The sequence below is a fragment of the Micromonospora sp. WMMD987 genome, from assembly GCF_029581435.1.
GTDB classification, from domain to species: domain Bacteria; phylum Actinomycetota; class Actinomycetes; order Mycobacteriales; family Micromonosporaceae; genus Micromonospora; species Micromonospora rifamycinica.
The window spans coordinates 6012239-6026041 of sequence record NZ_CP120861.1; the positions used below are offsets into that span (position 1 = coordinate 6012239).

Here is a 13803-nt window from a genome sequence, read left to right on the forward strand (position 1 = left end):
ACTGCCCCACTCTTCCTACCAACTAAATAGGAATACTGCGGATTGGATGGACGATGAGACGGCTCCCCTTCCGTCGGTTGGTCTCCCTCGCCACCCTCGCCGTCATCGGCGCGGCCACGATGGGGACCACGGCGGCGTGCGGTGACGACGACAGCGCCGGCGGCGGCGACTCCGGCCCGGTCACCCTGCGACTGGGCTACTTCCCCAACATCACCCACGCGCCGGCCGTGGTCGGCGTCGAGAAGGGCGTCTTCGCGGAGAAGCTCGGCAACGACGTCAAGCTGGAGACCAAGACGTTCAACGCCGGCCCGGCGGCCATCGAAGCGATCTTCTCCGGCGCGCTCGACGCCACGTACATCGGCCCGAACCCGACGGTGAACGCCTTCTCGAAGTCCAAGGGCGAGGCCGTCCGGGTCATCTCCGGCGCCGCCTCCGGCGGGGTGGCCCTGGTGGTCAAGCCCGGGATCACCTCGGTCGAGCAGCTGCGCGGCAAGAAGATCGCCACCCCGCAGCTCGGCAACACCCAGGACGTCGCCATCCGTCACTGGCTCAAGGAGAAGGGCCTCAAGACCACCAAGGAGGGCGGCGGCGACGTCAAGATCGTCCCGCAGGAGAACGCCCAGACGGTGGAGACCTTCTCCAGCGGCTCGATCGACGGCGCGTGGGTGCCCGAGCCGTTCGTCTCCCGGCTGGTCAACGCCGGTGGCAAGGTCCTCGTCGACGAGCGGGACCTCTGGCCGGACAAGAAGTTCGTCATCACCAACCTGATCGTCTCCACCAAGTTCCTCAAGGCCCACCCCGACGCGGTGAAGAAGCTGGTCGAGGGGCAGGTCGCGGCGAACGACCTCGTCAACACCAAGCCGGACGAGGCGCAGCAGGCGATCTCCGACCACATCGGCAAGATCACCGGTAAGCCGCTGGACCTCAAGCTGATCAAGCAGGCGTGGCCGACGCTGCTGTTCACCAACGACCCGATCGCGTCCTCGCTCAAGACCGGGCTGGACCACGCCGTCGCGGTGGGGCTGACCCAGCCGGTCGACCTCGACGGACTGTACGACCTGAAGTACCTCAACGAGGTGCTCAAGGCGCAGGGCCAGACCGAGGTCACCCAGCCGTGACGTCGACCACGACGACCCCGCAGAGCGCGACCGCCGCGGTCGCGCTCTCCGGGGTGACCAAGGTGTACGGGCGCGGGACGAACGCCGTCCTCGCCCTGGACGGGGTGAGCCTGGACGTCCGGCCGGGCGAGTTCGTCTGCCTCGTCGGCGCGTCCGGCTGCGGCAAGAGCACGCTGCTCAACCTGGTCGCCGGGCTGGACCGGGCGCAGGGCGGCACCATCACGGTGGCCGACGACGCGAACCCCGGCCTGATGTTCCAGGAGCCGGCGCTCTTCCCGTGGCTGACCGTCGAGGCCAACGTCGAGGTGCCGTTGAAGCTGCGCGGGCTGCCCCGGGCCGAGCGTCGCGAACGGGTGGCGGAGCTGCTGGGCACCGTCCACCTGTCCGACTTCGGCCGCAAGCGCCCGCACGAACTCTCCGGCGGCATGCGGCAGCGGGTCGCCCTGGCCCGCACCCTCGCCCTGGACACCCCGGTACTGCTGATGGACGAGCCGTTCGGCGCCCTCGACGCGATGACCCGGGACATCCTGCACGACGAACTGGAACGCATCTGGGCCGAACGGCAGCTCACCGTGCTGTTCGTGACCCACAACGTCCGCGAGGCGGCCCGGCTCGCCGACCGGATCATCCTGCTCAGCAGCCGGCCCGGTCGGATCATCTGGTCGACGGAGGTGAACGTGCCCCGACCCCGGCGCATCGACTCCCCTGAGATCGCCGCGATCGCCTCCGAGGTCACCGACCGACTCCGTACCGAGGTGGGCCGCCATGGCAAATGACACCCTGACCGGCGCGGCCCGCGCCGACGCGGAGATCTCCGGGCTGGACGCGCTGGAGATCGCCGGCCGGGAGAAGGAGGTCTCCCGGGGTGCCCGGCTCTGGGCGTCCACCTGGCCCAAGCTCGCCGCGCTCGGCATCGCCATCGGCCTGTGGCAGGTGGTGGTCTGGAGTGGCTGGAAGCCGCCGTACTCACTGCCCGGCCCGGTCACCGTCGCCGAGGAGCTGGTCCGGCAGGCCAGCGGCCGGCAGCTCTGGGACGGGCTCGCCACCACGCTGCAACGGGCGGCACTCGGCTACCTCTTCTCCGTCGCGGTCGGCCTGCTGGTCGGCCTGGCGGTGGCCCGGTCCAAGGTGCTCCGGGCGGCGATCGGCTCGATGATCACCGCGTTGCAGACGATGCCGTCGATCGCCTGGTTCCCGCTGGCCATCCTGCTGTTCGAGCTGAGCGAGAAGGCGATCTTCTTCGTGGTGGTGCTCGGTGCCGCGCCGTCCATCGCCAACGGCGTGATCAGCGGGGTCGACTACGTGCCGCCGCTGCTGGTCCGGGCTGGTCGCAACCTCGGCGCGCGGGGGCTGAACCTCTACCGGTACGTCATCGCGCCCGCCGCGCTGCCCGCCATCGTCGCCGGACTCAAGCAGGGCTGGGCCTTCTCCTGGCGCAGCCTGATGGCCGGCGAGCTGCTGGTGGTCGGCATCTCCCAGACGTCGCTGGGTGCCCAGCTCACCTACTCCCGGGAGCTGTCCGACGCGCCCTGGCTGCTCGCCACGATGATCGTCATCCTGGTGGTCGGGCTGGTGGTCGACGCCGCGTTCGGAGTGGCGGACCGGACGATCCGCCGCCGCTGGGGCGTACTGGACCAGGCTGGTCAGTGACGTGTACATCTCCGCGCGCAGCGACTATGCGCTCCGGGCCATGCTCGCCGTCGCCGCCTCCGGCGGCGGCGAGCACGACCGCCCCGACGACGGGACCGGCCGCTCCGACGGTGGGGGCGGTGGGGAACTGGTGAAGGCGGCGAGCCTGGCGCAGGCGCAGGGCATCCCGCTGAGCTTCCTCCAGGGCATCCTGCTCGACCTGCGTCGTGCCGGCCTGCTGCTCAGCCACCGGGGCACCGAGGGCGGCTACGCGCTGACCCGTCCCGCCTCGGAGATCAGTGTCGGGGACGTGCTGCGCGCCGTCGGCGGATCGCTGACCACCGTCCGAGGGCTGCCCGCCGAGGACGCCGGCTACCACGGGGTGGCCGCCGGCCTGCGCGACGTGTGGCTCGCGGTCGACGGCGCGATCGCCGTGGTGGTCGACCGGACCACGCTGACCGACCTGCTGGTCCACCGGGAGCAGACCGCGGCCCGTTGACCCACGGCCGGCGGACCCACGACCGGCGGACCCACGGCCATCCGGCCGTCGACCCCTCGATCGGCGGACCCCCGGGTGGCCGGCCGACCGTCGACCCCCCAGGATCCGACGGTCGGCCGGCCACCCGGGACGCCGACCCACCCGCCCGGACCGGACCGGCTCAACCCACGGTCAACTCGACCGTGGACGGCTGTTTCTCGTCGGGGGTGTGCAACTCGACCAACCCGGCCGGAGCGGTCCGTCCCGGCCTCGGGTGCCAGGGCGCGAACGCCGCGACCATGGCGAGCAGGATCCCGGCGCCCGCCACGGCGAGCACCACCAGCAGCTCGCGCCCCGCCCCCGAATCGGCGTCGCCCGCCATGGTCACCCCTCCCGTGCCCGACCGTGCCGGCCGGTTCTTCCCCCGGCAGCTAGCTTCGACCAGCCACGGCCGGTGGAACAGTCACCGATCGGACGCAATAGAGCCGGCAAACCGACCCATCCGCCAGCATGATCACCGAGGGTCTCCCGGCGACCCCGCAGCGTCCATCCGACGGCCGGAATCCGCCCCGACCGACGGTGTGTGCGGCCCCGCTCCCGCTCGGCACAGGGCGACGACCCCCACTCCGGGTCGGCACAGGGTGACGACCCCCACTCCCGGTCGGCACGAGGTGACGACCCCGGAACGGGGACGACCCGACCGGACCACGGTGCGGCACCGGCAGCACGCCGACACCACATCAGCGGTCCCGTCGGGTCGGTCCCGGCGCTCGGTCGGTCGCCGGGGGACGGTGCGTCGGTCAGGCGGTGCGGGGGCGACGCGGCCGACGGGACCGTCCCGACGCCCGGTGCGACCGCCCCTCGCCACCGTTGGCACCGCCGGCGGCGGCACGCGGCCGGACCGCCGGAGCGGGGGCCGGGGCGACGATGGTCACCGGCACGCCGGACGGCTCACGCGCCCCGGTCACCCGGGCCAGCGCACCGTCGTCGAGGCGTACCTGGGTGGACTGCGGCTTGATGCCGGCCACGCTCATCAGCCGGGAGACGTCCCGGCGCTGCTCGGGCAGGACCAGGGTGACCACCTGGCCGGCCTCCCCGGCGCGGGCGGTCCGGCCACCACGGTGCAGGTAGTCCTTCGCCTCGGTGGGCGGGTCCACGTTGACCACCATGTCGAGTCCGTCGACGTGGATGCCCCGGGCCGCCACGTCGGTGGCGACCAGGGCGGTGACCTGCCCGGTCCGGAACTGCTCCAGGATCCGGGTGCGCTGCGGCTGGGACTTCCCCCCGTGCAGCGCCGCCGCGCGTACGCCCTTGGCCAGCAGTTGCCGGGCCATCCGGTCGGCGCGGTGCTTGGTCGCCATGAACAGGATGGTGCGGCCCTCGCGGGCGGCGATCTGGGTGAGCGCGGTGGGCTTGTCCGCCGCGTCGACGTGCAGCACGTGGTGGGTCATCGCGGTCACCGTGGCGGTGCCCGGGTCCACCGAGTGCGACACCGGGTTGCTGAGGAACCGGCGGACCAGACGGTCCACCCCGCCGTCCAGGGTGGCCGAGAAGAGCATCCGCTGGCCGTTCGGGGCGACCTGCTCCAGCAGCTTGGTCACCTGCGGCAGGAAGCCCATGTCGGCCATCTGGTCGGCCTCGTCCAGCACGGTGATGGCGACCTGGTCCAGTCGGGCGTCACCCCGGTTGATCAGGTCGTGCAGCCGGCCCGGGGTGGCGACCAGCACCTCGGCCCCGGCGCGCAGCGCGTCCGCCTGCCGTTGCAGGGACAGGCCACCGACCACGGTGGCGCAGCGCAGCCCCAGCACCCGCGCGTACGGGGTCAGTGCCGTGGTCACCTGGGCGGCCAGTTCACGCGTGGGGACCAGCACCAGGGCGAGCGGACGGCCGGGACGGGCCCGGTGGCCGGCGGTGCGGTGCAGCAGCGGGAGCCCGAAGGCCAGGGTCTTGCCCGAGCCGGTACGCCCCCGGCCGAGCACGTCCCGACCGGCCAGCGAGTCCGGCAGGGTGGCCGCCTGGATCGGGAACGGCTCGGTGATGCCCTGCGCGGTCAGCTCGGCGACCAGCGTCGGCGCGAGGCCGGTCGCGGCGAAGGTGGGAACGGTCATGGTCATGCGGAATGCCTTCCTCGACGCGGCACGTGTCGAGGGAGGGCGCCGAGGACCGGCGCGGTCTCCGACGGACTGGTCCGTCGGGACTCACAAGCACGAACCGATGGGTTACGGGCGGTCCGCCGCAGCACGCCGCGTCCCGCCGGAGCGGGGGGCGGCGCGGCGGACCGGCCCGTCACCGGGTCCGGAGGACCCGGAGGGTGTTACCGGACGATCCGAAGATCAGAGCGGACGGATGTTCTCCGCCTGCGGGCCCTTCTGGCCCTGGGTCACCTCGAACTCGACCCGCTGGTTCTCGTCCAGGCTCCGGTAGCCGGAGGTCTGGATCGCCGAGAAGTGGGCGAAGACGTCAGCGCCGCCGCCGTCCGGGGTGATGAAGCCGAAGCCCTTGTCAGCGTTGAACCACTTGACGGTGCCAATTGCCATCTGTTTCGTCTCCTTGACGGAACGTCGAGCCCGCACCTCGCGGGCCCGAAGAGGAGCGCTCCGCGCGGGATGCGCGAATCGCCTGTTGTTTTTGGTCGCCCCGCCCGGAGAACTCCGGACACAACAAAGAGCGCCTGGGGCCACAATCCGCCAGGCGCACACAGAGTCTCTGGAAACCAAAACTGCAACAAGAACAACCTACCACGGATCTTCCGCCGCGCCACCCCCCACCGGATTTTCCGGCAACCCGGCGATGATCGCGGTCAGCCCGTCGGCGTCCAGCAGGTCGGTCGGCCGGACCGTCACCCCGTCCCGGACGTAGTGGAAGGCGGCCCCGACCCGGTCCACCGGCACCCCGGCCAGCTCCGCCCAGGCCAGCCGGTACACGGCCAACTGCACCGCGGCCACCTCGGCCTCCCCGGCGGTCGGCTGTCGCCCCGTCTTCCAGTCGACCACGTCGTACCGCCCGCCGGGACGGGCGAAGACGGCGTCCATCCGGCCCCGGACCACCACACCGCCCAGCACCGTGGCGAACGGCACCTCCACCTCCACCGGCACCCGGTCGGCCCACTCGCTGGCCAGGAAGCGCTCCTGCAACTCGGCCAGCGCCGCGTCGGGCGCGGCGTCCGCGTCGGCGGCCCCCGGCAACTCGTCCAGGTCGAGCAGCCGGTCGGCCCCGAACCGGGACTCCAGCCAGGCGTGGAACGCGGTGCCCCGCCGGGCGTAGGGACTGGGCGGGCCGGGCATCGGCCGCCGCAGCGTACGGGCCAGCGTGGCCGGATCCCGGCGCAGCGCCACCAGTTGGGTGACCGACAGGTGGTCGGGCAGCGTCACCTCGACCGCCTCGGCCCGTCGCAGCAGCTCCGCCCGCTCGGCCAGGAGCAGGTCCGCCTCCCGCCGCCACCGCAGCAGTTCCGGATCCGCCACCTCCGGCCCGGGTTCGCGCCCGACCGCGTCGGGACCGTCCCCGGCCGCCTGACGGGCCACGTCGGCGGCGGCCCGCCGACCGGCCACCTCGGGATCGGTAGCCTCCCGACCGGCCACCTCGGGGTCGGCGGCGGCATCCCGACCGGCCGCCTCGGGGTCGGCGGCGGCATCCCGACCGGCCACCTCGGGGTCGGCGGCGGCATCCCGACCGGCCACCTCGGGATCGGCCAGGTAGCGGCGGACCAGCGCCGCCGCCTCGGCCAGGGCCGGCCGTCGCGGCCCGAGCGGATCGGCCGGCCAGTCGGCCCGCAGCACCAGCTCGGTGGTCGGGTTGACCGCGTCACCGGCCGGCTCGGGTGCCCACTCGTCGACCAGCAGACCGTCCCCACCCGCCAGACACGCGTCGTACAGCTCGCGGAGCAGCACCGACGGCCCCCGGAACCGCTTGGTCCCCTCGCCCCACCAGTAGCCGGAGCAGAGCAGCAGCCGGCGGGGACGGGTCACCGCCACGTAGGCCAGCCGGCGTTCCTCGCGCTCGTCGTGCGCCCGCCAGGCGTCGGTGAAGTCGGCCACCGACCGGGCCACCCCGCGCTGGTCGGTCACCTCGGTGAGGTCGAGCACGGGCAGCCCGTCGGCGTCGCCGCGCAGCGGGAACGGCAGCACCCCCAGCCCGCCCAGCCAGTGGTCGGAGTTGCGGACCTGGCCGGGCCAGCCGCCCCGGGTCAGCCCGGCGACCGCGACGACGTCCCATTCCAGACCCTTGGCCGCGTGCGCGGTGAGCACCTGCACCGCGCCCGCCACCACCTCGACCTCCCCCGGGGAAAGCCCGCGTTCCTCGTCCTCGGCGGCGGCCAGGTAGGCCAGGAAACCGGCCAGCGTCGCCGCCGGGGTCTCGCCGCTGAACCGGGCCGCCACGTCACCGAGCGCGTCCAGGTGCCCCCGGGCCAGCCCGGCGTCGCCGGTGCCGTCCCGGCCGGCCCGGACCGCCACCTCGACGTCCAGGCCGATGGTGCGTTCGACGTCCGCGATCAGCTCCGGCAACGTCTGGTCCAGCCGGTACCGCAACAGGGCCAGTTCCATCCCGTACGATCGCAGCCGCGCGTACCCCTCCGCCGAGTACGCCTGCGCCGGCCCCAGGTCGGCCAGCGCCTCCACCAGGGTCGCCTCGTCGAGGGTGTCCACCACGATCTCCGGACCGTCGTCGCCGGTCAGCTCCCGACGGGACCGGGCGATGATCCGGGCCCGCCGGTGCAGGGCCACCAGGTCACGCGGCCCGATCCGCCAGCGCGCCCCGGTGAGCAGCCGCAGCAGCGACGCGCCGTCGGTCGGGTCGGCGAGCACCCGCAGGGTGCAGACCACGTCCCGTACCTCGGGGGTGTCCAGCAGCCCACCCAGACCGACCACCTCGACCGGCAGCCCCCGGGACCGTAGCGCCGCCTCGATGGCCGGGATCTGGCTGCGCAGCCGGACCAGCACGGCGGTGGCGGGGCGCTGCGGCACCGGAATGTGCTCGGGCAACGCACCCGGCATCCGGGCCGCCCCCCGCCAGGCGGCGAGCACGCTGTCGGCGATCCAGTCCGCCTCGTCCACGTAGGTGGGCAGCAGCGCGCAGTGCACGGTGCCGGCGGCCCGCCCGCGCGGGCTGCGGTGCGGGATCGGTTCCCGGACGCTCAGCGCGGCGTGCAGCTCCGGCACCCGGGCGCCGGCCGCCCGCAACGGCACCGACAGCGCGTTGGCCACGCCGAGGATCTCCGGCCGGTTACGCCAGCTGGTGGTGAGGGTCACCGACCCGGCGGGGGTGCCGTCGGCGCGGGCGAAGTCGGTGGGGAACCGGTCCAGCGTGCCGGCGCTGGCCCCGCGCCAACCGTAGATCGACTGGCAGGGGTCGCCGACCGCGGTGACCGGGTGGCCGCCGCCGAACAGGTGGTTGAGCAGCACCACCTGGGCGTGACTGGTGTCCTGGTACTCGTCGAGCAGCACCACCCGGTAGCGGTCCCGTTCGACCACCCCGACCGCCGGATGGTCCCGGGCCACCCGGGCGGCGCGGGCGAGCTGGTCGGCGAAGTCCATCGCCTCGAAGTCGTCCTTGCGCCGGGTGTACGCCCGCACCAGGGGAAGCAGCTTCAGTCGGGTCCGCTGGAGCTGGAGCGCCTTGCGGACGTCGGCGTAGACCCGGCCGGGATGGGCCTGCACCTCGGCGAAGAACCGGCCCGTCCAGGCGGCCAGCTCGTCCGGGTCGACCAGGTGCTCGTCCAGTTCGCCGGCCAGGGCCAGCACCGCGTCGGTGACGGTGCTGGGCATCCGGTCGACCTCGGACATGTCGCCGTCGTAGTTGCGCACCAGCAGGTCGACGAGCTGCCACCGGGACGCCTCGGTGAGCAGCCGGGTGGTCGGTTCGTAGCCGGCCCGCAGCCCGTGCTCGGCGACGATCCGCCCGGCGTACGAGTGGTAGGTGGCGACGGTGGGCTCACCGGCCAGCGGATCGTCCAGCGGGTTGCGCGACCGCCGGCCGAGCCGCCGGACGAGCTGGTCGAGCCGGGTACGCACCCGGTGCGCCAGTTCGCCGGCCGCCTTGCGGGTGAAGGTCAGCCCGAGGATCTGTTCCGGGCGGACGTACGAGTTGGCGACCAGCCACACCACCCGGGCGGCCATCGTCTCGGTCTTGCCCGAACCGGCGCCCGCCACCACCAGCAGCGGTGCGACCGGGGCCGCGATGATCGCGGCCTGTTCGGTGGTCGGGGCGGGCAGCCGGAGCAGCCGGGCCAGCTCCACCGGCGTGTAGCGCGGGCCGGCGTCGGCGGCCCGTGGCGCGGGGGTGCCGGTGCCGAACAGGGTGGGCTGGGTCACCGCTGCCCCCTCGTCCCGCACCGTGGCGCCCGCCGCCCGGTCGTCGGTGGCCCGACCGGCACGTTCACTCCTCGCCCGCCCGCTGCTCGCCGGTGGCCGGTGGCTCGACGACCTGACGGCCCTGACCGGAGACGGGGCAACTGGTCCGCACCGGGCAGACCCGGCACTTCGCGTTGGCGACGGCGGCGAAGGTCGCGGCGGCCATCGTATCGGCGGTGCGCCGGACCAGGGCGGTGGCCCAGCCGGCCTCGGGGCCCTGGCCGGCGGCGGCCTGGGTCTGCTCGCGGGCGTCCCGCGCGCCGGTGCCGAGCTGCACCAGCGCCGCGCCCCCGGCCTCGTCGCCGAACTCGGCGAACCCGCCCGCCTCCACCGCCGCCTGGTACGCCCCGAGCTGGGGATGCTCAGCCATCTCCCGCTCGGTGACGGCCGTCGACTTGCCCGTCTTCAGGTCGATCACCACGAGCCGGCCGTCGGCGTCGACCTCCAACCGGTCCACCCGTCCGGTCAGCTCGACCGGACGCGTCGGGTCGTCGAGGCGGACCGCGAACTCGTGCTCGATGGCGAGCAGCCGTCGCGGGTTGCCGGCCAGCCAGCGCAGGAGCTTGTCCACCATGGCCTCGGCGCGCTCCCGTTCCGGGCCGACCATCCACCGGGCCGCCAGCTCGATCGCGTCGAACCGGGCGGCCACGTACTCCAGCAGGGCGGTCCGGTCGGCGCTGGCGTCCTCGGCCAGCATCGCGGCGGCGTGCACCAGGTTGCCGACCCCCTGGGCGGCGCTGGCCGGTCCACTGCCGCCGTGCCGTTCGAGCAGCCAGCGCAGGCTGCACCGCAGGGCACTCTCCATCCCCGACGGGGTGACCCGGACGGTCTCGCCCTCGTCGACCAGGGGCCGGTCGTCGGAGAGGCCGCGCAACCCCCACCAGTCGTCCGGATGCGCGCCCGGGATGCCGGCGGCGGCCAGCCGGGCCAGCTCGGCCGCCGCCGCGCGCCGCCGGGCCACCGACGCCCCCGGTGCGGTGATCGCGGTACGCAGCTCCGCCACCAGCGCGGACAGGGTCAGTGCCCGGGGAACCCGCCCGACGGGCAGCTCCCGGGGCGACCCCTCCCCCGGTTCTCCGGACAGATCCTCAGCCGGTCCTCCGGACAGGTCGTCACCCCGCCCCCCGGACGGGTGCTCAGCCGGCCCCCCGGGCAGGTCCTCACCCTGCCCCCCGGGCAGGTCCTCACCCCGCCCCCCGGACAGGTCCTCACCCCGCCCCCCGGACAGGTCCTCACCCCGCCCCCCGGGCAGGTCCTCAGCCGGCCCCCCGGACAGGTCCTCACCCTGCCCCCCGGACGGGTGCTCAGCCGGCCCCCCGGACAGGTGCCCGTCCGCCTCCCCACGCGGCTGCTCGCCCGCCTTCCCGGGTTCCCCGTTCGATAACCGACCCGGCCCACCGTCGGCCGCCCGACCCGGTTCCCCCTGGGCCGGCGCGTGCCCCACGCCGCCCCCACCGACCCCGCCGTTGTGGGCAGCCAGCGGATCTTGGAGGGAAAGTGCCCCTCCAGGGGCCGTTTCCCTCCAAGATCTCTGTTCGCCGACACCGATGGCGGCGGGCGGGGTGAGGCTGCCGTCAGCGGAGATCGAGGTGGGGCCGTCGCCGGCGGAGCCGCTGCCGGCGGGACCGCTGCCGGCGGGACCGCTGCCGGCAGGGGAGATCGAGGTGGGGCCGTTGCCGGCGGGGCCGCTGCCGGCGGGGCCGCTGCCGGCGGAGCCGTTGCCGGCAGGGCCGTTGCCGGCAGGGCCGTCGCCGTCCTGGTCGGTGACGCCGAGTTCGTGCAGGAATCGGCTGGGCTGCTCCTCGTGGTCGTCGCCGCCGACGGCCGCCGAGGCGACGGCGGTGACCAGCAGCCGACGCCGGGCCCGGGTCACCGCGACGTGGAACAGCCGACGTTCCTCGTCGAGCAGGGCGGAGGTCTGCCCGACCAGACTGGCCCGGACGCCGGCGTCGTCCGCCCGGCCGACCAGCACGTCGACCAACCGCTCCGAGCCGAGCAGGCTGCCGCGCAGCCGCAGGTCGGGCCAGACGCCCTCCTGCACGCCGGCCACCGCGACCAGGTCCCATTCCAGGCCCTTGGCGGCGTGTGCGGTGAGCAGCCGGACCGCCTCGCCCCGGTCGGCGCTGGCGGCCAGGGTGTCCGCCGGCAGGTCTTGGCCGAGAACGTGGTCGAGGAAGACCTCCGTCCGGGCACCGGGCAACCGGTCGACGAACCGGGCCGCCGCGTCGAAGAGCACCAGCACCGCGTCGAGGTCCCGGTCGGCGGCCTCGGCCCGCCAGCGCCGGGCGGTCTCGTGTTCGCCGGTGGCCTCCTGCCCACGCGTGATCGCCCCGGCCCACCGTTCGGCGAGACCGCTGGCGCTCCACACCGCCCAGAGCACGTCCTCGGCGGTGGCACCGGGCACGGCCGCGGCCGTCCGTGCCGTGGCCAGCAGTTCCGCCACGGTACGGGCCGGCGCGACCCAGCGCCGTTCGACGCCGGCCAGCTCCGCCGGGTCGGCCAGCGCCTCGACGATCAACTCGCCGGAGGGCCGCCGGTCGCCCCGGGCCAGCGCGAGCGCCCGCAGCCCCTGCCGCAACCGCCGCTCGGCGAGCGGATCGGCCCCGCCCAGCGGGGAGTGCAGCAGGGCGATCGCGGACTCCTCGTCCAGCCGGGCCGGTTCGAGCGCGCAGCGCAGCAGGAGCAGCAGCGGGGCCACCGCCGGTTGCAGGTGCAGGGGCAGGTCCTCGCCGTGCACGACGGTGGGCACCCCGGCGGTGTGCAACGCCCGCCGCAACGAGGGCAGGTGCAGGTGGGTCGAGCGGACCAGCACCGCCATCGCCGACCAGGGCACCCCGTCGAGCAGGTGGGCGGAGCGCAGCGCGTGGGCCAGCCAGGCGGCCTCGCTGGTGGCCGAGCGGAAGGTGCGCACCTCGACGCTGCCGGGCGGTGTGTCGGGCAGCGGACGCAGCCGCCGGTGCCCGGCCGGGCCGCGCAGCCGCCGGGCCAGCCGGCCGGTCGCGCCCAGCAGCACCGCGCCGGCCCGGTAGGAGGTGGTGAGGGTGACCTGCGCGGCCGGTGCCCCGGAGGCCGTCCGGAACCGGTGCGGGAAGGCGGCCACCACGGCCGGGTCGGCACCCCGGAAGGCGTACGTGGAGGAGTCCGGGTCGGCGAAGGCCACCAGGGGCCGGCCGCCACCGGCCAGGACGGCCAGCAGCTCCTGTTGCGCCGGGTCGGTGTCGGCCAGCTCGTCGACGTAGACGTGGGCCAGCCGGCGACGCTCGGCCGCCAGCAGCTCCGGATCGTCGAGCAGCATCCCGGTGGCGGCGCGCACCAGCTCGGCCGGGTCGTACGCCACGGAACCGCGGTTGCCGACGTCGCGCAGGGCGAGCACGGCGACGTACTCCCGGAGGAACCGGGCGGCGGCCGGCCAGTCGGCGCGGCCCAGCTTCTCCCCCAGCCGGGCCAGCTCGACCGGGCCGACCCCCCGCTCGGCGGCCCGCATCAGCAGGTCGCGTAGCTGGGCGGCGAACGCCCGGGTACGCAGGGCGGGGAGCAGGTCGTCCGGCCAGCCGACCGGATCGTCGTCGGGTGCGGTGCCGACGACGTCCAGCAGCTCGCGGATGATCAGATCCTGTTCGGGGCCGGTGAGCAGCCGGGGGGACGGTTCGCCCCGCTCGGCGGCGGCCCGGCGCAGCAGCCCGAACGCGTACGCCGGGAAGGTGCGGACCAGCGGCTCGCGCAGTACCCGGTGACCGTCGGCGGCGATCCGGGCCTCGATCCGGTGCCGCAGCCCGGTGGCCTGCCGACGGCCGAAGGTGAGCACCAGCAGGCGTTCCGGGTCGACCCCCTCGGCGACCCGGGCGGCGACCGCCTCGACCAGGGTGCCGGTCTTGCCGGTACCCGGCCCGCCGAGGACCAGCATCGGCCCGTCGGTGTGCGCCACCACCTCGGCCTGGAGCGGGTCGGGCCGGCGGCCACCGGGCCGTCCGGCGGACGCCTGGGCGTCACGACCGCCGCCGCGTGTCCGACCCGGGGTACGGGTCGCGTCGGGGCGCGCGGCATCATCCGTCGACCCCCCGGGCCGCGGCTCCCCCTCGACGTCCGGCCCGGCCCGGTCCGGCCCTCCGGTCGCCCCGCCGTGCCGACCGTCCCCCCGAACGTCCGCGGCGGACCGCCCGTCGTCGGGGCCTGGTCCGGCAGGTCGGCGCACCAGCCGGTACCCCTGCACCCCCACATCCCACCACGC

9 protein-coding genes are annotated in these 13803 nt (G+C 74.8%); 4 read left to right on the plus strand and 5 right to left on the minus strand.

The features are described 5' to 3' along the window. Positions 1-53: 53 nt before the first annotated feature. From O7612_RS25460 to O7612_RS25475, 4 genes are read left to right on the plus strand one after another with little or no spacing between them, the layout of a single operon-like run. A complete protein-coding gene (locus tag O7612_RS25460) occupies positions 54-1118 on the plus strand; it encodes an ABC transporter substrate-binding protein (protein ID WP_282267991.1) in 1065 nt (354 codons plus the stop codon). Continuing rightward, the gene (locus O7612_RS25465; RefSeq protein WP_282267992.1) at positions 1115-1894 is read left to right on the plus strand and encodes an ABC transporter ATP-binding protein; all 780 of its coding nucleotides are present in this window, start codon (positions 1115-1117) and stop codon (positions 1892-1894) included. Before O7612_RS25460 ends, O7612_RS25465 begins: the two co-directional genes overlap by 4 nt. Continuing rightward, positions 1884-2768 carry an ABC transporter permease gene (locus O7612_RS25470; RefSeq protein WP_282267993.1) on the plus strand — a complete coding sequence of 295 codons (885 nt, stop codon included), beginning with the start codon at positions 1884-1886 and terminating at the stop codon, positions 2766-2768. Before O7612_RS25465 ends, O7612_RS25470 begins: the two co-directional genes overlap by 11 nt. 1 nt (position 2769) lies before the next feature. Then, on the plus strand, positions 2770-3246 hold the full coding sequence (locus tag O7612_RS25475) for an Rrf2 family transcriptional regulator (protein WP_282267994.1): 477 nt from the start codon (positions 2770-2772) through the stop codon (positions 3244-3246). Between the two features lie 160 nt (positions 3247-3406). On the opposite strand, the gene O7612_RS25480 is transcribed toward O7612_RS25475, so the two are convergent. The 5 genes from O7612_RS25480 to O7612_RS25500 form a co-directional block, all read right to left on the minus strand. Beyond that, positions 3407-3607 carry a hypothetical protein gene (locus tag O7612_RS25480; RefSeq protein WP_282267995.1) on the minus strand — a complete coding sequence of 67 codons (201 nt, stop codon included), beginning with the start codon at positions 3605-3607 and terminating at the stop codon, positions 3407-3409. A gap of 418 nt (positions 3608-4025) precedes the next feature. After that, entirely contained in the window at positions 4026-5339 is a 1314-nt protein-coding gene (locus O7612_RS25485; RefSeq protein WP_282267996.1) for a DEAD/DEAH box helicase, read from the minus strand. 219 nt (positions 5340-5558) lie between these two features. Continuing rightward, positions 5559-5762 carry a cold-shock protein gene (locus tag O7612_RS25490; RefSeq protein WP_067374184.1) on the minus strand — a complete coding sequence of 68 codons (204 nt, stop codon included), beginning with the start codon at positions 5760-5762 and terminating at the stop codon, positions 5559-5561. Between the two features lie 198 nt (positions 5763-5960). Then, positions 5961-9536, minus strand: a complete 3576-nt coding sequence (locus O7612_RS25495; protein ID WP_282267998.1) for an ATP-dependent DNA helicase — start codon at positions 9534-9536, stop codon at positions 5961-5963. Positions 9537-9600: 64 nt separating this feature from the next. After that, positions 9601-13785 carry a PD-(D/E)XK nuclease family protein gene (locus O7612_RS25500; protein ID WP_282267999.1) on the minus strand — a complete coding sequence of 1395 codons (4185 nt, stop codon included), beginning with the start codon at positions 13783-13785 and terminating at the stop codon, positions 9601-9603. Positions 13786-13803: the final 18 nt, after the last annotated feature.